Genomic DNA, 18,762 nt, shown 5'->3' with positions numbered 1-18,762 from the left:
GATGCTGGCGTTCATCCGGTCCCTGATCTTCATGGCGGTTTTCTATATCGGCTCCGTACCGATCATCATCGCCACATTTATCGGCGCGTTTTTCTGGCCGAAGACCATCTATTATATGGCGCAATTTTGGAGCCGTTATCATTATCTCTGCGCGCGCCTGATCCTCGGCATCCGGGTCGAGGTCAAGGGCAAGCTCCGCAACGAGCCTTTACTCTATGTGTTCAAACATGAAAGCATGTTCGAGACGATTGATCTGCTACGCCATTTCGACAAGCCGGTGGTCATTGCCAAGAAAGAGCTTCTGGTCATTCCTCTATGGGGATGGGCAGCGACCAAACATGGTCTGCTCGGCATCGATCGCGACGGCGGTGGCGCGGCGATGCGACAAATCATCAAGCAGGCCAAGAAGGCGGTTGCAGAAGGCCGGCCGATCGTCATTTTTGCCGAAGGCAGTCGTGCCCATCATGGTGAGCGACCCGAATTGCAGACCGGCTTTGCCGGCATCTACAAGCTGATGGGCATCCCCTTGGTGCCGGTGGCGCTGAACAGCGGGATCGTCTCCCCGCGCGATACATTCATCCAGAAAAGCGGTGTGATTACCTATGAGGTGCAGCCGGAGATTGAGCCCGGCCTCGACCGCGATGATATCCGCGACCGGGTGCACGCCGCGATCAACATGCTGAACGACTGAATACAGTTGAATTTCCCGCAAATACGGTGTCAGCCGATTTTGTCTGCACCAGCCCGTCTGCATATCGCAAAGCGACATCTAAGGGAGATTACGTGGTTCTCGACAACCGATGATGGCTTATGGAAATCAGGAATGATTTCGAACGGGCGGCTATCAGATATTATCTCATTTCCCCCCTCGGAGCTTATCCGGAGAAGATGAAATGACAGAACAAGAAAACCCCATTGTCCGCGAAGCGGTCGGCGTCTTTCAATCCGAACAGGCGCTTCAGGCTGCCGTCGATGACCTGTTGTCGCACGGTTTTGATCGGTCGGAACTCAGCTTGCTCGCTCCGCTTTCTTCCGTGAGAGAGCAACTGGGCCACAGCTTTACTTCGTTAAACGAACTGGAAGATGATGCGGCGGTTCCGACCACCGCTTATGTCTCGACAGATGTGATCGGCGATGCAGAAGGCGGCGTTTTTGGCGGCTTCATCTATGTCGGCGCGCTGGCCACGCTCACCGCAGTGGTTGCATCGGGCGGCGCCATCGGCGCGGCTATCATAGCAGCCGCGGCCGGCGGGATCGGCGGCGGTGCCATTGGCGCGGTTCTGGCGAAGCTTATCGGCGAGCATCACGCCGATTATGTCGAGGACCAACTCGAACGCGGCGGCCTGCTTTTGTGGGTGCGGACGTGGAATGCTGCTGATGAAAAGCATGCCGTGGAGATTCTGACCGTTCATTCCGGGACGGATGTTCATGTTCACGACCTTCCCGCGACCCATGATGTTCTGGAAGACCGTTATGGCGGCGACACATTCGCCGGCGAGCTGCAAGCATATCGTGGCGTGCCTTATACCTATCTCCCGGATGGGGAATATTATATCTCCGGCGAAGTCCTGCCTACGGAACGTGACGTCAAGGCGCGTATTGACCGGGATATCTATCTCGAAACATTGCAGTCCGAGGCGAAAGCACAAGGATGGGATATCGAAATTGTCCTGGCCGATCCCGCCGGTGTTTTCCACACGCCGGCCAAACTGTTGGCAGGGGACCTGCCGGATGCCATCAAGGCAGATATTCTCAGACGCTGGGCTTATGGCGAAAAGCAACTCGAAATCGCATCCGATGATGGCATGAAACCGGCCAAAAACGGCGATCGTCTTCAGGAAATCAATCTGGCGCTCGAGCGGCTGTAAGCGGGTCAGTCGTTCCCGTTCGTGGCTCTGTAGCAACCGGCAAGCAAATTTCCCTGACGTTGACGGTCGCGCTTGCCGCTTCGTTCAAAACGAGTTGGCCCGGGCTTCCGGATATGGAAGCCCGGGCCAGTCAATATGCAGCACCTATGTTCGCTGAATCAGGGAGGGAGGGATCCCCGCGTTCCGCTAGATGTGCCCGGTTGATTACAGTGCCTTTTTGAAGGCGGACTGGGTTTCATCGAGCGCTTTGTCGAATGCCGCGCGCGATGCAGATAATGCGTCGCGTACCGCCGCCCATGATGCATTGCCTGCTGCGTTCAGGTCCTTCAGCTTTGCGTTGGCAATTTCCGCATTTTTCTCAAGTTTTGCAACGGCAGCATCTACTTCTGCCTCGCTACTCGTCCGGAATGTCTTGGCCGATTTCCTGACGCGTTCCATTGTATTTTCCCAGGCGTCTTTCAGCGCCTCAATACGCACCTGGAAATAAGCTTTGTCTTGTTCGTATATTCCGGCGGCGGCATCAAAATAAGCCATGACATTATCTTCGAATTTGGCCCATTCACCTTCCAGATCCTTGCGTGCCTCGGCGGTGATCAATTCGCCGATTTCCTGATTTTCGGCGACCCACGCCCGATAGGCGTCACGGTTGGCTTTCATCTTGGCGATCGCTGCGTCCGCTTTGGCGCGGGCATCGGCCTGCACATCCTGTGCTCTTGCCTCAAAGTGCGCGACGGAGGCATCAATTTCGTCGAGACGGTTTTTAGCCCGCTCGACATAGCTGTGAATATGGCTTTGATCAGTCATGTTAATTCTCCTTGGGGTTAATCGGGGGTCGGGTTTTTGTCGATCCGGAACAATGGAAACATGCCAGCCGCAAAGTGGTTGTTCCGGAGCTGATGAGGGTGGCGGCTGATGGCTATGATCAGGACATGCTTTTTGCGGCAGCCGGAGGCTCCGTCGATTTGCCAATAGCGCTGGCGAGCATCACCAGTGTCCAGCCGGAGATGAGGATGTTGATTCCGGCCAATAGTCCCAGCGCCCAAAGTGCGGAGGATGGAAGCTGCCACCAAAGCAATATGCCAACGGTAGCCGCGGCAATTCCATTGAACAGCATCCAGCCCCAGCCAGTCGCCGGACGGATTTTGAACGCGAATATTGTTTTCAATATCCCTTCAGCCAGAAAAGCCGCTGCGACAAAGATGGTCAGGACTAAAACGCCTTCCATTGGTCGTGCCAGCAGCACGATACCAGCAAATAGCCAAAGGATACCGACAAGAAGCGCCAATAGAATCTTGCCCCATGAGGGATAGCTAAATGCGTGTATGATCTGAACAAACCCGGCAATGGCGAGCAAAATGGCAACGCATATCGCTACGCCGAAACTGGTGATCAATGGAAAGACGATTGCGCCGGTACCGGCAAGAATCATGATGATGCCGGTGGCAATCATCCAGCCGCGACTGCTGGATATATTTGCTTCAAAATCCGGTAAATCATCTTGGATAATGGTAGCCATGTCTTTCTCCGATTAGAAACAGGACGCAAACATCGCCGCACATTCCTGGGGATGGCAGCAGCGTTCGAAAATTTGTTTCCTGTCGAGCCACGCCGTCGTTGCAATCAGGATTGATCAAATTTTCCCGCTCCGTTTACCGGCCGATGCCGACTCCCAAAATCCGTAAATCCACTTAGTCGCTGCTCTGCCATATTGGCCCGAAACCCGCTCACTTCCGCGCAGTCTGGAAATCGCCAGCCGATTATATTTAGTGGAAATTACGTAGTTACAAAATGGTCTGCATATTGTTTTGAGGTTCTACCCCACGCGATAATTATATCTCGCCGCCAACCTCATCAAGGAGCCCCAACCATGAAAAAGACAATATCCACAGTCGCGACCGCATTGACACTGTCCCTGGCAATTCAGGGCTGCTCGCCGAAAACGGAAACCGGTGAAAAAGCTGAATGCGTCACATCCGAAAATGATGCGATGGGCGAAGCGCAACAGAATATGGACGATGCGAAGCATGATGCGAGCAAGGCGGCGCTGGAAGCGCATAATGCTGCAAGAATGTCGGTGACGGCGGCCAAGCTGGCGGTGTGCTCCGAAGCCCAGAAGGACAAAGAGGCTGCCGCTCAAATGGCGATCAACACGGAGGCAGCGGTCAAGCAGGCACAAGCGAAGATCTTGGCGGCCAATGCCAAATTGGATCTGGCGGTAAATGAAAATGCCCGGAAAGCCCAGGAGCTGGTGAAAGAGGCTGTAGCCGTAACGGGGCAAGCCGTTCTCGAAACCAACGCGTCGGTCATGGCGGGACTGGAATCCGATACGGCTGCCGCCAAAGAAGCGGCGGACTCGGCGCAGGCAGCCGTGATCAAGGCTGCTGCCGCGACCGCCGATGCCAGCAAGGCTGCACAAGTTGCAGCTAGGGAAACATGGGAAAAAGAAATGGCCGAAAGCGGCGAAACCGAATAGTCATTCGAACAATCCAACCGGTTCACCCACGAAAGGAAATATTCAAATGCAAGGATTTGTCGACAATATCGAAGCTCTGACGGAACAGAATGATGACTTCCGCCGCGTACTGTACACCGGCCACAATCTGCAACTTGTGCTGATGACCCTCCAGCCGGGGGACGAGATCGGTATGGAAGTCCATGATGACCGTGATCAGTTTTTCCGGATCGAAGAGGGAAAAGGCCAGGTCTGGATAGACGGAAAAGCCAATGAAGTAAAAGCCGATGACGGCATCATTGTGCCGCAGGGTGCTAGCCATAATGTTGTGAACACCGGCAAGGAACCGCTTCGGCTTTACACTATCTATGGTCCACCCGAGCATCTCGATGGAACCGTTCATGCGACTGCCGCAGACGCGCAGAACGAGCATGAGCATTTTGACGGCAAGACCACCGAATAGCTGTAATACCCTTTATGGTATCAGAATCGGATGACGGAGACTTTGCCGCAGTGGCAAATTATCTCCGTCATCTGATCCGGATATTAGCGGCCCATGTCGCGTTGGATGGTCCGGCTGGCCATATAGAAGTGAAATATAGCCCATAGATACAGGCATTTGAACAGGATCATCGACCATTGCAGTCCGTCGGCATTGGCTGAATCGCAAGCGGCTTGGGCAGCAACGGCGAGATTACTTGCCTTGCAGGCCTCCAGCGTCAGCGCAGGATCCAGTCCCGACAGGAATGTCGCGTTCAATATCGTCGATAGCCCGCCGATCAATGGCGGCCCAAGACCATAGCCGAGCAGGTTGACGATGAACAAGGTGACGGCCACTGCCGTTGCTCTCATCCTGCTGTCGACCACACCGCTCGGCACGGCATAGAGTGGGCAGAGATAAGTGTAGAGCAGCATTTGTCCGACCATCATCAGCGGTACCGCCAGCCACAAGGATTCCGCCAGATAGCCAACGACGTGCAAGGGTATGACGCCGAGCAGCGCAAACATCGGTATCAATGCCAGTGCCTTGGGAAAACGCTCCGCATATTTATCGGCCAGAAAACCCGACATATAGGTCCCGATCGACGCCATGATCGCCAATGCCAATCCGACTTTGACCGACGCGTCAAATATCGACAGTTCATGGGTGCGGATCAGGAAGGATACGAAAAACTGGCCTACGCCATAGTTGACGAACGAGGCAACGGTAACGCCAATAGTGACGTGCCAATAAGCCGGCTTTTTAGACAATATCCTTAAAACCTCGCGAAACCCGACTTGTTCCTTATTCTGCATTTCCAGTGGGTCGGTATATCCGCGGGGCGGTTCCTTGATCGTCATTTTCACTAACATAGCGACGATGATTCCAGGGACGCCGACCACCACGAAAGCAACGCGCCACCCCTCGATATTTTGCCAGTCAAGCGCGTTCGCCGCCCAGGTCCAGTTCCAGCTGTTGAACATTGCGGCGATAGTGGCGCCATCCAGATTGCCGACAATGAAGCCACCAAAAACATAGGCGACCATGCCGCCCAACGGGATGCCCAGCGCGTAGACCGATACGGCGGTCGAGCGTTCCTTGGGAACGAAATAGTCTGCGATGATCGAATTGGCGGGTGGTGAGCAGCCTGCTTCCCCGATACTGACGCCAATCCGGAATATGAATAGCGCGATAAAGCTCGTCGCAAAGCCGCATAAAACGGTCATCAGACTCCACAAAGCCACCGACCCGGCAATGATCCAGACCCGGTGGTTCTTTTCGGAGAAGCGCGCGATCGGGATGCCGACAAATGTATAGAGGATCGCAAAAGCGGGGCCGCCGAGCAGGCCCATTTGCCAGTCTTCAACCCCGAAGCTTTCCTTGATCGGCTCGGTCAATATGTTGATGATCGTACGATCGATGAAATTGAAAATATAGACCGAGAGCAAGATTCCGAGAATATATTTGCGGTAGTTTTTACTGCCATATCCCGTTTCCGGGCTTCCACCATTATTGGCACCACTGTTGGAATGTGCGACGTTGTTGATTGTAGCTTCGGCCAAATTCAGACTCCTATAGCGTTTCCCAACTGATTGTTACCGTTGGGTATTCTCGCATGGTACCGGATTTCTGGGCATTGTATATGCCATTGTAGAACTTGGCTTTCGATTGTCGTGGCTCAAGGTAACGGGGGAATAGTCCCTCAGTTCATCACCCAGATAGCGCTGTCCTACACCCTGCTCGATCGCTTATTATCGCCATTTATTCTGCGCCATAGTCAGGACTGGCTCTTTGACAATCTGGATAGAATTACCGCGTCTACTGCTGTCCACATATTTTTGGGAGACCTGCTCGAGCGGCAATTTGGAAGGTTACACTCGACAGGTGGATGACGATCAATAAAGATGAGAAATCCGAGGCCTTGGGCCAAAAGTGACGAAAAATAAAACCGGTCTCGTCTGTAAAGTTCCTGGCAGGTGTTTTCCGTAACAAGCGCGCAATCAGTCGTGCGTGCGCCCGAAGTCTGGCGCGGCGTCATCCTGGCCTTCTTCGATAATCCGGCGGCGGATGGCGCGGGTCTTGGTGAACAGGTCGAACAGTTCGTCGCCCTTGTCCCAACGGATGGCGCGCTGCAGAGCGGAGAGATCTTCGGAGAAGCGCTGGAGCATTTCCAGCACCGCATCCTTGTTGGACAGGAAGACATCGCGCCACATCGTCGGATCGGAGGCGGCGATTCTGGTAAAATCGCGGAATCCGCCAGCAGAATATTTGATCACTTCGCCACGGGTCACGTCTTCGAGGTCGGATGCTGTGCCGACAATCGTATAGGCAATCAGATGCGGCAAATGGCTGGTCACGGCGAGCACCAGATCATGATGTTTGGTGTCCATGATCTCGACATTGGCGCCGAGTTTTTCCCAGAAAGCCTTCACCCGTTCGACATCGCCTTCGGCAGCATCTTCCGGCGGTGTCAATATGCACCAGCGTTCCTGAAACAGCGTCGAAAATCCGGCATCCGGGCCGCTATGCTCGGTGCCCGCAACAGGATGGGCCGGGATGATCCGGGCACCGGGAAGGGCTTTGGCCAGAGCGGTCAGCACGCTTTCCTTGGACGATCCGACATCGGTGATGATGGCATCGTCAGGCAAGTCGGGGGCGATTTCAGCAGCAATGTCTGCCATTACGCCAACCGGTACACAGAGAATGACAAGATCGGCACCGGTGACCGCTGCTCCGGCACTGTCGCTGACATCGTCGCAAATGCCCAGTTCGATGACGCGCGCCAGCACCGCTGCATCGGAGTCGAAGCCGGTAATCCGGGCCGATGGCATCGTCGCCCGCACCGCATGGGCGATGGACGATCCGATCAGCCCGATTCCGATGATAGCAATATTGGCAAAAGGCAACATCAGTCGGAAACCGCCAATATTTCGCGCAAGGCTTTGGCGAGGCCGCGCGTTTCTTCCTCGGTACCGATGGTCATGCGCAAGCCGTTAACCAGACCCTGTCCGGGCAGCCAGCGCACGGCATAGCCTTTTTCCATCAGCGCTGCATTGACCTGTTCGGCGGTTACTTTGCCCTCGAACAGGACAAGCAGAAAATTGGTGTGGCTCGGCACGACCCGCAAGCCGTGATTTCCCAGCGCACTCATCTCGTCGCTCAGCCATTGCCGCCATTTTGCATTATGCGCGCGGCTGGTGGCAACAAAATCATCGGCCGCCAAAGCGGCGAGAGCGGCTTCCTGGCCTGCCGTCGTAACGTTGAACGGCAGTCTGATCCGGTTCATCGCACCGATAATCTCGGCCGAGGCATAGCCCCAGCCGATCCGTTCGGCGGCAAGACCGTGGATCTTGGAAAAGGTGCGGGTGACCAGAACATTGGCTTTTGTTTCGGCTAGCTCCAGCGCACCATCATCCTCGTCCGCTACGAGATATTCGGCATAGGCGCAATCGAGCACCAGCAAGACGTGCTCCGGAAGTTCTGTCTGCAAGCGTGCGATTTCTGCGCGGCTTGAAAAAGTGCCGGTGGGATTATTGGGGTTTGCGACAAATACGACCCGCGTCCGGTTATTGACCTTTGCCAATATCGCATCGACATCGGTGCCATAATCCTTGTCATCGGCAATAACCGGCGTGCCGCCATAGCGCCGCGCCGCGATATCATAAACGGCAAAGCCATATTTGACGTAGATCACTTCATCGCCCGGTCCGCTGAACGCATTGGCGGCGAGATGGAGCACGTCGTCCGAACCCGTTCCGCAAATGATCCGCGCCGGATCGAGGTCAAATTTTGCGGCAATCGCCGCGCGCAATCTGGTCGAGCCGGGATCGGGGTAACGATCGACTGCGCTTGATGCGGCGTTCAACGCTGCGGTCGCTTCCGGACTGCATCCTAGCGGGTTCTCGTTGGCTGACAGCTTGACCAGCTTCTTGCCGTCATCGCCGCTCGATTTACCCGGGACATAGGGTGCGATTCCCATGATCCAGTCTTTTGGTTTTGGTGCATTCATTGCCTTGGCCTGTTCGTCTGGAGATAATATCTGTCGCCGGACTAACCTTTGCGGCCTGTCAGTCAACAGCATTATCAATTGACGCTCCCGATTTCGCCGCTTAGCCCCTATCATCATGAGCGAAGATGAGCGTTTTGGATTGAACAGACAGGTCCGTTTGCTGGGGCCGCTGCCACTGGACAGCGGAGCCGCACTTGCGCCAGTCGAATATGCCTATGAAACCTATGGCACGCTCAACGCGGATGCCAGCAATGCCATCCTGATCTGTCATGCGCTGACCGGCGATCAATATGTCGCCTCGAAACACCCGCTGACAGGCAAGGATGGCTGGTGGGTAAGGATGGTGGGGCCGGGCAAGCCGATCGATACCGATCGGCATTTTGTCATCTGCTCCAATGTGATCGGCAGCTGTCTCGGCAGCTCTGGTCCCGCGACGATCAATCCTGCTACCGATCAGCCCTGGGGGATGGATTTTCCGGTGCTGACCATTGCCGATATGGTGCGGGCGCAGGCGATGCTGCTCGACCATCTCGGGATCGAGCGGCTGCATGCAGTCGTTGGCGGTTCAATGGGCGGGATGCAGTCAGTAAGCTGGGCTGCACTCTATCCGGACCGGGTCAAGTCGGCGGTGATCATCGCCTCGGCTGCACGGCATAGCGCCCAGAATATCGCCTTTCACGAGGTCGGGCGGCAGGCGATCATGGCCGATCCGCGCTGGCGCGGCGGCGCTTATTATGCCGATGACGATCCGCCGAGTAGCGGTCTCGCAGTAGCGCGGATGGCGGCGCATATCACCTATCTGTCGGAAGCCGGCCTGACCGAGAAATTCGGACGGCGGCTGCAGGACCGGGAGGCCAAGACCTTCGGTTTCGATGCCGATTTCCAGGTGGAATCCTATCTCCGCCATCAGGGGATCAGCTTTGTCGACCGCTTCGACGCCAATAGCTATCTCTACATCACAAGAGCGATGGACTATTTTGATCTTGCCGAGGCGCATGGCGGGGTGCTGGCCAATGCTTTTGCCGGTTCCAAAACCCGCTTTTGTCTGATCAGCTTCGATACCGACTGGCTCTATCCGACCAGCGAAAGCCGGACGATGGTCCACGCGCTCAACGCTGCGGGTGCGGAAGTCAGCTTCATGGAATTGTCGAGTCCGTTCGGTCATGACAGCTTCCTGCTGGAAAACCCCGAGATGAACCGGATTGTTGACGGGTTTCTGAAGGCGGGAGAGGGGAAATGACCAAACTCCGCCCCGATTTACAGATCATCGCCGACAATATCGCTCCCGGCAGCCGGGTGCTTGATATCGGCTGCGGAGACGGCGCGTTGATGGTGGCGCTGCGCGACGAAAAAGGCTGTGACGCCCGCGGGCTGGAGATTGAGCCCACCAATGTCGCCAGCGCGGTCGCCAAAGGGCTGTCGGTAGTGCAGGGCGACGCCGATACCGATCTGGCCGCCTATCCCGATGGTAGTTTCGATTATGCGATCCTCAGCCAGACGCTGCAGACCACTCATCGACCGGATGTCATGCTCGACCAGCTGTTGCGTATCGGCCAGCAGGCCTTTGTCAGTTTCCCCAATTTCGCTCATTGGCGTGTGCGTAGCTCGTTGATGTTCGGCGGCCGGATGCCGGTTACCCGCCTGATTCCGCAAAGCTGGTATGACACGCCCAATATCCACCATGTCACCATCGACGATTTCCGCGCGCTGGTGCAGGACGGGAAATATGCGCAGGAAGGGCAGTGGTTCCTCAGCGGAGACAAACAGACCGGGCGCGGCTTGGCGAACCTGCTGGCGGAACATGCGGTATTTCTACTGAGGGGTTAGTGGTCCTGCGCTGGTGGCGAGGCCGTCATCTCGGGCAGATTCAGACAATAATCCCATTTCGGCGACTCAAGACGGGAAAAAGCGACCGCGGAGCCGGGATCGGTTTTGCAAAAGTTCACCGTCATTGATTGCTCTGAGCCTCTGGCATCGCCCTGCATCTGTACCCATAAGGTCGCCTTGGGTGCGCCTACCGTGACACTGGTGGTTTTGATCCCCAGGCTTTGAAGTTGGCCGTTGATTGACTCCGGCGCGTTTCGGGAATGATAATTGCCCGTCAATATGAAGGCATGTTTCGCAGAGCCGTCGAGAAGCATCGCAATACGCTTGGCAGCATCGGAATCAAAACTACCCGGTCGTTTCTCGTCGTCCATGAAAAGCAATTTCAAGTCATCGGCGGCGGCTAGCGGTTTCAGGGTACAGATCAATTCTGCCATCGCGAGGCTCGTTCTGCCATCCTGATAGTCGTTACGCCAATAGGGCGATAAATTGTCGGCGCTGACGAACGGGCAGTCTAGTGTTCCCGCAGATGGCGGCAGCTCGAGGGCCACTATCGGTTGTTTGCCTTCTGCAACATAGTCCTGAACCATTGCAAGGAACAGCCCGGGAACTTCCCGGGACCCGTGAAGTTCTCCAAGCACAAGTGCACCACCAGATGGCGGTAAGGGCGGCTGCGGTGTTTCTGGAGCTGCAGCCATCACGGCAAAAGAAATGAATAGCGTCAACACCGTCTTTGAAATTGCCTGCACAAGCCTCTCCCTCTTATCAGACAGAACTAACGTTCTCCGCTCGTGTCAAACATGATCTGCTGATTGCGCTGTTCTCGACACACTGTGTTTTACGGCAAACGCAAGATTGTATCACTGCTGAACTTCTTCCAACCCCCAGGCAGCCAATATAGCCAGCCCGCTCATTCCCGCCATGACCGCCAGCACAATCTCCCCGCCAAACCAGTTAGCGACCAGACTGAAAATACCTCCGGCCAGCAACAGCACGCCGATGACCGTATTTGACAGAGCAGTATAGGCAGCGCGGGTATCTTTACCCGCCATGTCGACGAGATGGGTTGATCGTCCGAGGCGCACGCCCTGATAAGCGATCATCAATCCGAAGAGCAGGACCGGCAATATGATACCGCCGCCCAATGTCCCTGCAAACGCGAGCCAGCTTGTCGCCGCCAAAATGCCAGCGCCGACCATTGCCGAGAAAATCAGCACCTTGCGGCTGGAGCGATCGGACAGCCGCCCCCAGACAAAGCTGCTGCACAGGCTCGCCAGAGCAGAAGCGAGCACAAGAAAACCAAGCTTGTCATAGCCTTCTCCAGCCTCGCTTCCCACGGCGATCATGAACGGCGGGGCCAGCGCGGTCGCCGTCAACAGTCCCCGCGTCGCGATAAAGCGGGTAAGCTGGGGATCGTCCCTTAAATATGTGAAGTTTTTCAACGCTTCTTTGAACGCCGACTTTCCACCTTCGGTAGCGCCCGCTTCTTCGTTCAAAGTCGCGAACAACAGCGCGCTCAATATCCACGCCCCGCCGGCCAGAAACAGGCCAACGGTTACCAGCATCATCCGGTCAACCAGATTGAAGGATAAGGAAAGCGCGAAGATAATAACACCAATCGACGCAATCGAACCGGCCAATCCGGTCGCGGTGCCGCGCCGGGATTTGGCGATGGTTTTGCCGAGCACGTCTTTATAGCACACAGAACAGACGCTTCGCGCCAGAGCCAATATCGCCAGCGCGATGACAATCGCCCAGCCTGCGGCAACACCGGTCATAGTGATGGCGACAAATCCGATAGCAGCGGCCGCGAGACCCTGCACCAGCGCCCCGCCCACCCAAGCCCATTTGCGCCGTGGCAGCCGCCGCAAGAAACCGGCCGTAAGAAGCTGTGGCAACAGAGCTCCAGCTTCCCTTACCGGCACCAACAGCCCTATCAAGGCAATTGGCGCACCCAAGGATGTCATCAGCCAGCTGAGCACTAATTTGGGGTCAATCAGCCCGTCGGCGATTTTTGTCAGGGCTAGCGAGCCAACATGGGTGAAGAAATTCCCGGGCTCCTGTTTGCAGGCGCTTTCCGGAATATCGGCGCAGGCGCGGCCTTCGTCATCGATGATGATAGACTGGAAGGCTTTTTCGGTCGTTGATCTGCTGGCCATGACCGAGTCTACCGGATTAACGCTCTCGCGTCGTGCTGAACTTTAAGTCAGGATTGCGCTCTTCCTGATAGCCGACATCCCATGCGCTTCTTGCCAGAAACACCAGATTATTATCGCGGTCCTTGGCGAGCGCGCTCTGGTTGATATTGGCAAAGGCATCGACCGTCGCTTCGTCGCCGCTGATCCAGCGGGCAGTTTCGAACGGGGCCTGTTCCAGATAGGCATCGACTTTATATTCCGCCTCCAGCCGCGACACCAGCACCTCGAGCTGCAACTGCCCGACCACGCCGATGATCCAGTTGGCACCGATTTCGGGATAGAAGACCTGCACCACGCCTTCTTCGCTCAGATCATCCAGCGCCTTGCGCAATTGCTTGGTCTTGGTCGGATCGCGCAGGATGACGCGGCGCAGAATTTCCGGGGCGAAGTTTGGCAGGCCAGTGATCCGGACCTGATTTTTCTCCGACAATGTGTCGCCCACCCGCAAGGTGCCGTGATTGGGGATGCCGATGATGTCGCCCGGCTCGGCGGTGTCGGCAATCTCGCGGTCCTGCGCGAAGAACAGGATCGGCGAGTGGATCGCAATCGGTTTGCCGAGCCCCGAAGGCGTCAGTTTCATGCCGCGTTTGAACTCGCCCGAGCAGAGCCGCATGAAGGCAATCCGGTCGCGGTGCTGCGGGTCCATATTGGCCTGAATCTTGAAGATGAAACCGGTGACATCGTCGCTGGCCGGGTCGATCGGAGCAGGATCGGCAGGTTGCGGGCGCGGCGATGGTGCATAGTCGGCAATCGCCTCGATCAGTTCCTCGACGCCAAATTGCTTGAGCGCAGAACCAAAGAAAACGGGCGTCAGATCGCCGTTCTGATAAGCCTCGAGATCGAAGCTGCTATAACCGCCCTGCGCCAGTTCGCCTTCGCTGGTCAGCCGCTCGAGCGCGCTTTCGCTGAGAACTTCGGCCAGTTTAGGATCATCGAGACCGGAAAATTGCTGGGTCACGCCATCATATTGTTTGCTGTCGCCGGTCGGCTGGTGCAGCTGATTATTGACCAGATCATAAACGCCCTCAAACTGCCCGCCCATGCCCGCGGGCCAGCTCATCGGACAGACATCCAGTGCCAGTTTGTCGGCGACCTCGTCGAGCAGTTCGAACGGATCGCGGCCTTCGCGATCGACCTTATTGATGAAGGTGATGATCGGCACGTTGCGCATCCGGCAGACTTCAAACAGTTTCAGCGTCTGCGCCTCGATGCCTGACGCAGCGTCGATCACCATGATTGCGCTGTCGACAGCGGTCAGGGTGCGGTAGGTATCCTCGGAGAAATCCTCATGGCCCGGTGTATCGAGCAGGTTGAAGACAATGCCGTTGCGCTCGAAGGTCATGACGCTGGAGGTTACCGAAATCCCGCGCTGTTGCTCGATCTTCATCCAGTCCGATCGCGCCCGCCGGTTATCGCCCCGCGCCTTGACCTCGCCCGCCAAGTGAATAGCGCCGCCTTTCAGCAATAGCTTCTCGGTCAGCGTCGTCTTACCCGCATCGGGGTGGGAGATGATCGCAAATGTGCGGCGTGGTTTGGTCATCAGTTTCTGTTTCTCGTTTCCGCGTCAGCGGAGCTCTAGTAAAATTTATCACGCGAAGCCGCGAAGACGCCAAGATTTAACGGTTATGCGAATCTCTTCGTGTCTTCGTGCCTTCGCGTGAAACCCAAAATGATCGGTGCAGCTATCGCTGCAGATGGTTGATAAAACTAGCCCCTCAATTCCGCGCCCAATTTTGCCGCGTTTGCCACCACTTTGTCTGAAAGCGCCTTCAGATCTTCTTCGGTCAGTGTTGTGTCGGTCGGTTGCAACGTCACTTCCACCGCCAGCGATTTCTTGCCTTCGCCCACGCTTGGCCCTTCGAACAGATCGAAAATCCGCGCATCGGTGATCAGTTTCTTGTCCGCGCCCTTGACCGTACGCACCAGATCGTCCGCTAGCATGTCTGCATTGACGATGAAGGCGAAATCGCGAGTCACCGCCTGCAATGCCGGTGGGGCAAAGGCATCGCGCATATGGCCCGATTTCTTCTTCAGCGGAATCGCATCGAGGAAAATCTCGGCTGCAACGGCAGAGCCTTTGAAACCCATCGCCTTGGTTGTGGATGGATGGAGCACGCCATAAGAGGCCAATATCTTCTTCGGACCCAGTCGCAAGGTGCCCGACTGGCCGGGATGATAATGATTACCCGCTTCGGCGAAATCCATCAGCTTGTCGACTGGCGCGCCAGCGGCGCCCAATATCGCCAGCACTTCCGCCTTGGCGTCATAAGCGTCGAACTTCGTTGCTGCACCAGCCTGCCAACTGCGAGCGCGGTTTTCGCCGGTCAGTACTAGGCCGATGGTCGGGTGCTCGCTGCTTTCCAGATAGCGCCGCCCGACTTCGAATAGACGGATAGACGATGCGCCCCGCGCTGCGTTGCGCTGGGCTGCTGCGATGAGGCCTGGCAACAGCGATGGCCGCATGACCTTCATGTCTTCGCTGATCGGATTGGCTAGCGACCAGGAACCACCGCCGAATGGGGCAGCTTCTTTCTCGGATATAAAGGACCAGTTGACCACTTCATTCAGCCCACGCGCTGCTGCTGCCCGCCGTGCCTTGCGTTCGGCCAGCTGTTCGGGAGAAGCGGTGGGCTTGGCCACGCCCGCTTTGCGAGGAAGCGGTACCGACGGGATCTTGTCCAGTCCCTCGATACGGATGACTTCCTCGACCAGATCCTGCCAGCCGGCGACGTCACGACGCCATGTCGGAACTGTGATCTGCCAATCATCACCGATGACGAAGCCAAGGGCTTTCAAAATACCCGTCTGTCGGTCTGGGTCGACATCCAGCCCGCCCAGAGCGGCGCATTGGCGTGGGTGATAATCGATCACGCGCTGCTCCGTCGGTGCTTCGCCGACGCGGGTGATCTCGCTGGCATTGCCGCCGCAAAGCGCTTGGACGAGGGCAGTTGCTATTTCTACGCCTTCTTCCAGGAAAGCCGGATCAACGCCGCGCTCGAAGCGTTGCCGCGCATCACTTGTCAGCATAAGCTTCTGGCCGGTCCGGGCGATATGGGCGGGGTCGAAATAAGCGCATTCGATCAGCACATCGGTTGTATTCTCGTCGGTGCCATTCGCCGCGCCGCCCATGATGCCGCCAATACCGTGCGCGCCGGTTTGATCCGCGATCACGGTCATGGTCTCGTCGAGCGTATATTCCTTGTCGTTGAGCGCGACCAGCTTTTCACCGGCATGGGCTTTGCGCGCAACCAGCTCGCCGTTCAGCTTGGCAACGTCATAGACGTGCAGCGGACGGCCCTGATCGAGCGTGACATAATTGGTGATATCAACCAGCGCCGAGATCGGTTTCTGGCCGGCGGATTTCAGCCGCGCCTGCATCCAGTCCGGTGAAGCGCCGTTGGTAACTCCGCTAACGGTGCAGCCATAAAAAGCGGGACAGCCTTCCGGATCGTCAATCGCGATATCGGGTCCGGCGCCGTTACGGGCGATGGATGCTATGTCCATCGGCTTGAGCATCCCCATACCAGCAGCAGCGAGATCACGGGCAATGCCGCGGACGCCCATGCAGTCCTGCCGATTGGGGGTGATGGCTATATCGATAACCGGATCATCGATCTGTGCATAATCAGCATAGCTGGTGCCAACCGGAGCGTCCGCCGGCAATTCAATGATACCGTCATGATCTTCGCCCAGTTCAAGCTCGCGTGCGCTGCACATCATGCCAAAGCTTTCGACATCGCGGATTTTGGCCGGTTTCAATGTGAAATCGCTACCCGGAATATAAGTGCCGGGAGGACCAAAGACGCCCACCATATCCTTGCGCGCATTGGGTGCGCCGCAGACGACTTGCCATGGTTCGGCGCTGCCGTCGTCAACCTTCAGCAATTGCAGCTTGTCGGCATTGGGATGCGGGCCGGCTTCGATCACCTTGGCAACCCGGAATGGTCGCAGGGCATCGGCGGGGTTTTCTACGCCCTCAAGCTCCAACCCGATATCGGTCAGCTTGTCGGTGATTTCGGTGAGGCTTGCGTCGGTATCGAGATGGGCCTTGAGCCAGCTTAACGAGAATTTCATGCGCCGACTCCTCCGCTTAACGTGGGGACGTCGAGTGAATCAAAGCCGAAGTGATCGGCCCAGCGCAGATCGCCGTCAAAGAAAGCGCGCAGATCGTCCATGCCATATTTCAGCATCGCCAGCCGGTCGATGCCGCAGCCGAAGGCAAAGCCCTGCCAGACATCGGGATCAAGCCCGCAATTGCGGATCACATTGGGGTGGACCATGCCGCTGCCGAGAATTTCCATCCAGCCGCCATTATCGCCGCGCGGGTCTCCGCCGATGATCCGGCGGCCTTTTTCAACCGAAAAGCCGACATCGACTTCTGCGCTTGGTTCGGTGAACGGAAAATAGCTCGGGCGCAGGCGCAATTCGATGTCGTCACGCTCGAAGAAGGCGCGGATGAAAGTCTCCAGCGTCCATTTGAGATGGCCCATATGGATGCCCTTGTCGATTACCAGACCTTCGACCTGATGGAACATCGGCGTATGGGTGGCATCGCTATCGCTGCGATAGGTGCGGCCGGGAGCGATCAGATAAATCGGTTCGCCGGCGCCGTCAGTTTGCTTCGCAACATCCATCATCGTGCGGATTTGCACCGGTGACGTATGGGTGCGCAGCAATTTGGCCATGCCGCCCTCATCCGTCTGCGGGAAATAGAATGTGTCGTGCATCGCCCGCGCCGGGTGGGTTTCGGGAATATTGAGCGCGGTGAAATTATGCCAGTCGTCCTCGATTTCGGGACCGGTGGCGACCGAGAAGCCGAGATCAGCGAATATTTCGGCCAATTCGTCCATCACTTGGCTGACCGGGTGGATGCTGCCCTTTGGTGCGCTCGGTGGCGGGAGGGTCATGTCGAGTTTTTCGGTAGCGAGGCGTGCGTTCAGCGCTTCGCTATCCATCGCGTCTTTGCGCGCAGCGATCGCATCGGCCACGGCTTGTCGCGCTCCGTTGATTTTTGGGCCTTCGGTCTGCCGCTCTTCGGGTGTCATTTTTCCCAGAGTCTTGAGCAACAGCGAAATCTCGCCTTTCTTGCCCAGGGCCGCAACGCGAATGGCTTCGAGAGCATCGCCATCACCAGCCGCTGCTATCTGTCCGAGATATTTCTCTGCAATTTCTTCACTGGCACTCATGACTATACCCTATTTTCCCTGTCGACCGTCTAAAGCAGGCTGCGGCGAAAAACCCAATAAAAAAGCGCCGCGAGATTGCTCCCCGGCGCTTCTTTGAATTTCTGAAAATGCTTAAGCCTTCGCTAGAGCATCCTGCGCCTGTTTGATGATGCCGCTAAACATAGCAGGTTCATTCATCGCCAGATCGGCCATTACTTTACGGTCGAGTTCAATACCGGCCAGCTTGGTGCCGTGGATGAACGTGCCATAGGTCATGCCCTCTGCGCGAACCGCAGCGTTGATACGCTGGATCCACAATGCGCGGAATGACCGTTTCTTGACCTTCCGGTCGCGATACGCATATTGACCGGCTTTTTCGACAGCCTGCCGCGCGATGCGGATGGTATTTTTGCGACGGCCATAATAGCCCTTCGCCTGTACCAATAATCTTTTATGTTTTGTACGAGTGGTCGTACCCCGTTTAACACGTGCCATAATCTATATCCTGTAAGTTTTAATGTCGCTGCGGCGGGGTTAACCCAAACCGTATGGCGCCCATTTCTTGACTGTCCGAGCATCCGCATCACACAATTTCTTGGTGCCGCGGTTCTGGCGGATATATTTGCTGTTATGGCTCATCAAACGGTGGCGTTTGCCGGCTACGCCGTGCTTGACCTTACCGGTTGCGGTGATTTTGAAGCGTTTCTTCACACCACTTTTGGTCTTCAACTTGGGCATTTTGGTCTCCTCTAGAAGTTACCGTTA

18 protein-coding genes are annotated in these 18,762 nt (G+C 56.4%); 6 read left to right on the top strand and 12 right to left on the bottom strand.

Annotated features, from left to right (window positions below):
- The first annotated feature begins 1 nt into the window (after window position 1).
- Complete coding sequence (locus AAC060_RS00975; protein WP_339821830.1) at window positions 2-691, top strand: lysophospholipid acyltransferase family protein; 690 nt, start codon at window positions 2-4, stop codon at window positions 689-691.
- Between the two features lie 202 nt (window positions 692-893).
- Complete coding sequence (locus AAC060_RS00970) at window positions 894-1,868, top strand: hypothetical protein (protein ID WP_339821828.1); 975 nt, start codon at window positions 894-896, stop codon at window positions 1,866-1,868.
- Window positions 1,869-2,072: 204 nt separating this feature from the next.
- Here the strand turns inward: AAC060_RS00970 and AAC060_RS00965 are convergent, their stop codons facing one another.
- Both AAC060_RS00965 and AAC060_RS00960 read right to left on the bottom strand, forming a co-directional pair.
- Window positions 2,073-2,672 carry a hypothetical protein gene (locus AAC060_RS00965; RefSeq protein ID WP_339821825.1) on the bottom strand — a complete coding sequence of 200 codons (600 nt, stop codon included), beginning with the start codon at window positions 2,670-2,672 and terminating at the stop codon, window positions 2,073-2,075.
- Between the two features lie 118 nt (window positions 2,673-2,790).
- Window positions 2,791-3,384, bottom strand: a complete 594-nt coding sequence (locus AAC060_RS00960) for an HdeD family acid-resistance protein (protein WP_339821822.1) — start codon at window positions 3,382-3,384, stop codon at window positions 2,791-2,793.
- A 351-nt stretch (window positions 3,385-3,735) separates the two neighbouring features.
- Between AAC060_RS00960 and AAC060_RS00955 the strand changes: the two genes are divergently transcribed.
- Window positions 3,736-4,341: a hypothetical protein gene (locus AAC060_RS00955; protein ID WP_339821821.1), complete on the top strand. Its 606-nt coding sequence runs from the start codon at window positions 3,736-3,738 to the stop codon at window positions 4,339-4,341.
- 46 nt (window positions 4,342-4,387) lie between these two features.
- On the top strand, window positions 4,388-4,783 hold the full coding sequence (locus AAC060_RS00950) for a cupin domain-containing protein (RefSeq protein WP_339821818.1): 396 nt from the start codon (window positions 4,388-4,390) through the stop codon (window positions 4,781-4,783).
- A gap of 83 nt (window positions 4,784-4,866) precedes the next feature.
- Here AAC060_RS00950 and AAC060_RS00945 read toward each other — a convergent pair whose 3' ends face one another.
- From AAC060_RS00945 to hisC, 3 genes are all read right to left on the bottom strand, one after another.
- Entirely contained in the window at window positions 4,867-6,363 is a 1,497-nt protein-coding gene (locus tag AAC060_RS00945) for an MFS transporter (protein ID WP_339821816.1), read from the bottom strand.
- Window positions 6,364-6,801: 438 nt separating this feature from the next.
- Window positions 6,802-7,710, bottom strand: a complete 909-nt coding sequence (locus AAC060_RS00940) for a prephenate/arogenate dehydrogenase family protein (RefSeq protein ID WP_339821814.1) — start codon at window positions 7,708-7,710, stop codon at window positions 6,802-6,804.
- Window positions 7,710-8,810, bottom strand: coding sequence for a histidinol-phosphate transaminase (gene hisC / locus AAC060_RS00935; protein ID WP_339821812.1), 1,101 nt, complete (start codon window positions 8,808-8,810; stop codon window positions 7,710-7,712). The genes AAC060_RS00940 and hisC overlap by 1 nt, the downstream gene beginning before the upstream one ends.
- Before the next feature lie 115 nt (window positions 8,811-8,925).
- Between hisC and AAC060_RS00930 the strand changes: the two genes are divergently transcribed.
- Both AAC060_RS00930 and metW read left to right on the top strand, forming a co-directional pair.
- The gene (locus tag AAC060_RS00930) at window positions 8,926-10,050 is read left to right on the top strand and encodes a homoserine O-acetyltransferase (RefSeq protein WP_339821809.1); all 1,125 of its coding nucleotides are present in this window, start codon (window positions 8,926-8,928) and stop codon (window positions 10,048-10,050) included.
- Entirely contained in the window at window positions 10,047-10,637 is a 591-nt protein-coding gene (metW, locus tag AAC060_RS00925; RefSeq protein ID WP_339821808.1) for a methionine biosynthesis protein MetW, read from the top strand. The genes AAC060_RS00930 and metW overlap by 4 nt, the downstream gene beginning before the upstream one ends.
- Here metW and AAC060_RS00920 read toward each other — a convergent pair.
- From AAC060_RS00920 to rpmI, 7 genes are all read right to left on the bottom strand, one after another.
- Entirely contained in the window at window positions 10,634-11,383 is a 750-nt protein-coding gene (locus tag AAC060_RS00920) for a hypothetical protein (protein ID WP_339821806.1), read from the bottom strand. The genes metW and AAC060_RS00920 overlap by 4 nt on opposite strands.
- A 111-nt stretch (window positions 11,384-11,494) precedes the next feature.
- The gene (locus tag AAC060_RS00915) at window positions 11,495-12,793 is read right to left on the bottom strand and encodes an MFS transporter (protein ID WP_339821803.1); all 1,299 of its coding nucleotides are present in this window, start codon (window positions 12,791-12,793) and stop codon (window positions 11,495-11,497) included.
- Between the two features lie 16 nt (window positions 12,794-12,809).
- Complete coding sequence (locus tag AAC060_RS00910; protein WP_339821800.1) at window positions 12,810-14,372, bottom strand: peptide chain release factor 3; 1,563 nt, start codon at window positions 14,370-14,372, stop codon at window positions 12,810-12,812.
- 167 nt (window positions 14,373-14,539) lie between these two features.
- Window positions 14,540-16,906, bottom strand: a complete 2,367-nt coding sequence (gene pheT / locus AAC060_RS00905) for a phenylalanine--tRNA ligase subunit beta (RefSeq protein ID WP_339821798.1) — start codon at window positions 16,904-16,906, stop codon at window positions 14,540-14,542.
- Window positions 16,903-18,018 (bottom strand): phenylalanine--tRNA ligase subunit alpha, encoded by a 1,116-nt coding sequence (gene pheS / locus AAC060_RS00900; protein ID WP_339821795.1) that lies wholly within the window; start codon window positions 18,016-18,018, stop codon window positions 16,903-16,905. The genes pheT and pheS overlap by 4 nt, the downstream gene beginning before the upstream one ends.
- Window positions 18,019-18,129: 111 nt before the next feature.
- Window positions 18,130-18,492: a 50S ribosomal protein L20 gene (gene rplT, locus AAC060_RS00895; RefSeq protein ID WP_176280444.1), complete on the bottom strand. Its 363-nt coding sequence runs from the start codon at window positions 18,490-18,492 to the stop codon at window positions 18,130-18,132.
- A gap of 39 nt (window positions 18,493-18,531) precedes the next feature.
- Window positions 18,532-18,735, bottom strand: a complete 204-nt coding sequence (gene rpmI / locus AAC060_RS00890; RefSeq protein ID WP_066741203.1) for a 50S ribosomal protein L35 — start codon at window positions 18,733-18,735, stop codon at window positions 18,532-18,534.
- Window positions 18,736-18,762: the final 27 nt, after the last annotated feature.

It is taken from the genome of uncultured Parasphingorhabdus sp., from assembly GCF_963975555.1.
Taxonomy (GTDB): domain Bacteria; phylum Pseudomonadota; class Alphaproteobacteria; order Sphingomonadales; family Sphingomonadaceae; genus Parasphingorhabdus.
This window is presented reverse-complemented; position numbering and strand designations above follow the sequence as displayed.

What these genes read in the sequence shown, in the direction of transcription:
- AAC060_RS00975 (WP_339821830.1), top strand. Translation starts at nt 2, where the DNA reads ATGCTGGCGTTCATCCGGTCCCTGATCTTCATGGCGGTTTTCTATATC.
- AAC060_RS00970 (WP_339821828.1), top strand. Translation starts at nt 894, where the DNA reads ATGACAGAACAAGAAAACCCCATTGTCCGCGAAGCGGTCGGCGTCTTT.
- AAC060_RS00965 (WP_339821825.1), bottom strand. Translation starts at nt 2,672, where the DNA reads ATGACTGATCAAAGCCATATTCACAGCTATGTCGAGCGGGCTAAAAAC.
- AAC060_RS00960 (WP_339821822.1), bottom strand. Translation starts at nt 3,384, where the DNA reads ATGGCTACCATTATCCAAGATGATTTACCGGATTTTGAAGCAAATATA.
- AAC060_RS00955 (WP_339821821.1), top strand. Translation starts at nt 3,736, where the DNA reads ATGAAAAAGACAATATCCACAGTCGCGACCGCATTGACACTGTCCCTG.
- AAC060_RS00950 (WP_339821818.1), top strand. Translation starts at nt 4,388, where the DNA reads ATGCAAGGATTTGTCGACAATATCGAAGCTCTGACGGAACAGAATGAT.
- AAC060_RS00940 (WP_339821814.1), bottom strand. Translation starts at nt 7,710, where the DNA reads ATGTTGCCTTTTGCCAATATTGCTATCATCGGAATCGGGCTGATCGGA.
- hisC (WP_339821812.1), bottom strand. Translation starts at nt 8,810, where the DNA reads ATGAATGCACCAAAACCAAAAGACTGGATCATGGGAATCGCACCCTAT.
- AAC060_RS00930 (WP_339821809.1), top strand. Translation starts at nt 8,926, where the DNA reads ATGAGCGAAGATGAGCGTTTTGGATTGAACAGACAGGTCCGTTTGCTG.
- metW (WP_339821808.1), top strand. Translation starts at nt 10,047, where the DNA reads ATGACCAAACTCCGCCCCGATTTACAGATCATCGCCGACAATATCGCT.
- AAC060_RS00915 (WP_339821803.1), bottom strand. Translation starts at nt 12,793, where the DNA reads ATGGCCAGCAGATCAACGACCGAAAAAGCCTTCCAGTCTATCATCATC.
- AAC060_RS00910 (WP_339821800.1), bottom strand. Translation starts at nt 14,372, where the DNA reads ATGACCAAACCACGCCGCACATTTGCGATCATCTCCCACCCCGATGCG.
- pheT (WP_339821798.1), bottom strand. Translation starts at nt 16,906, where the DNA reads ATGAAATTCTCGTTAAGCTGGCTCAAGGCCCATCTCGATACCGACGCA.
- pheS (WP_339821795.1), bottom strand. Translation starts at nt 18,018, where the DNA reads ATGAGTGCCAGTGAAGAAATTGCAGAGAAATATCTCGGACAGATAGCA.
- rplT (WP_176280444.1), bottom strand. Translation starts at nt 18,492, where the DNA reads ATGGCACGTGTTAAACGGGGTACGACCACTCGTACAAAACATAAAAGA.
- rpmI (WP_066741203.1), bottom strand. Translation starts at nt 18,735, where the DNA reads ATGCCCAAGTTGAAGACCAAAAGTGGTGTGAAGAAACGCTTCAAAATC.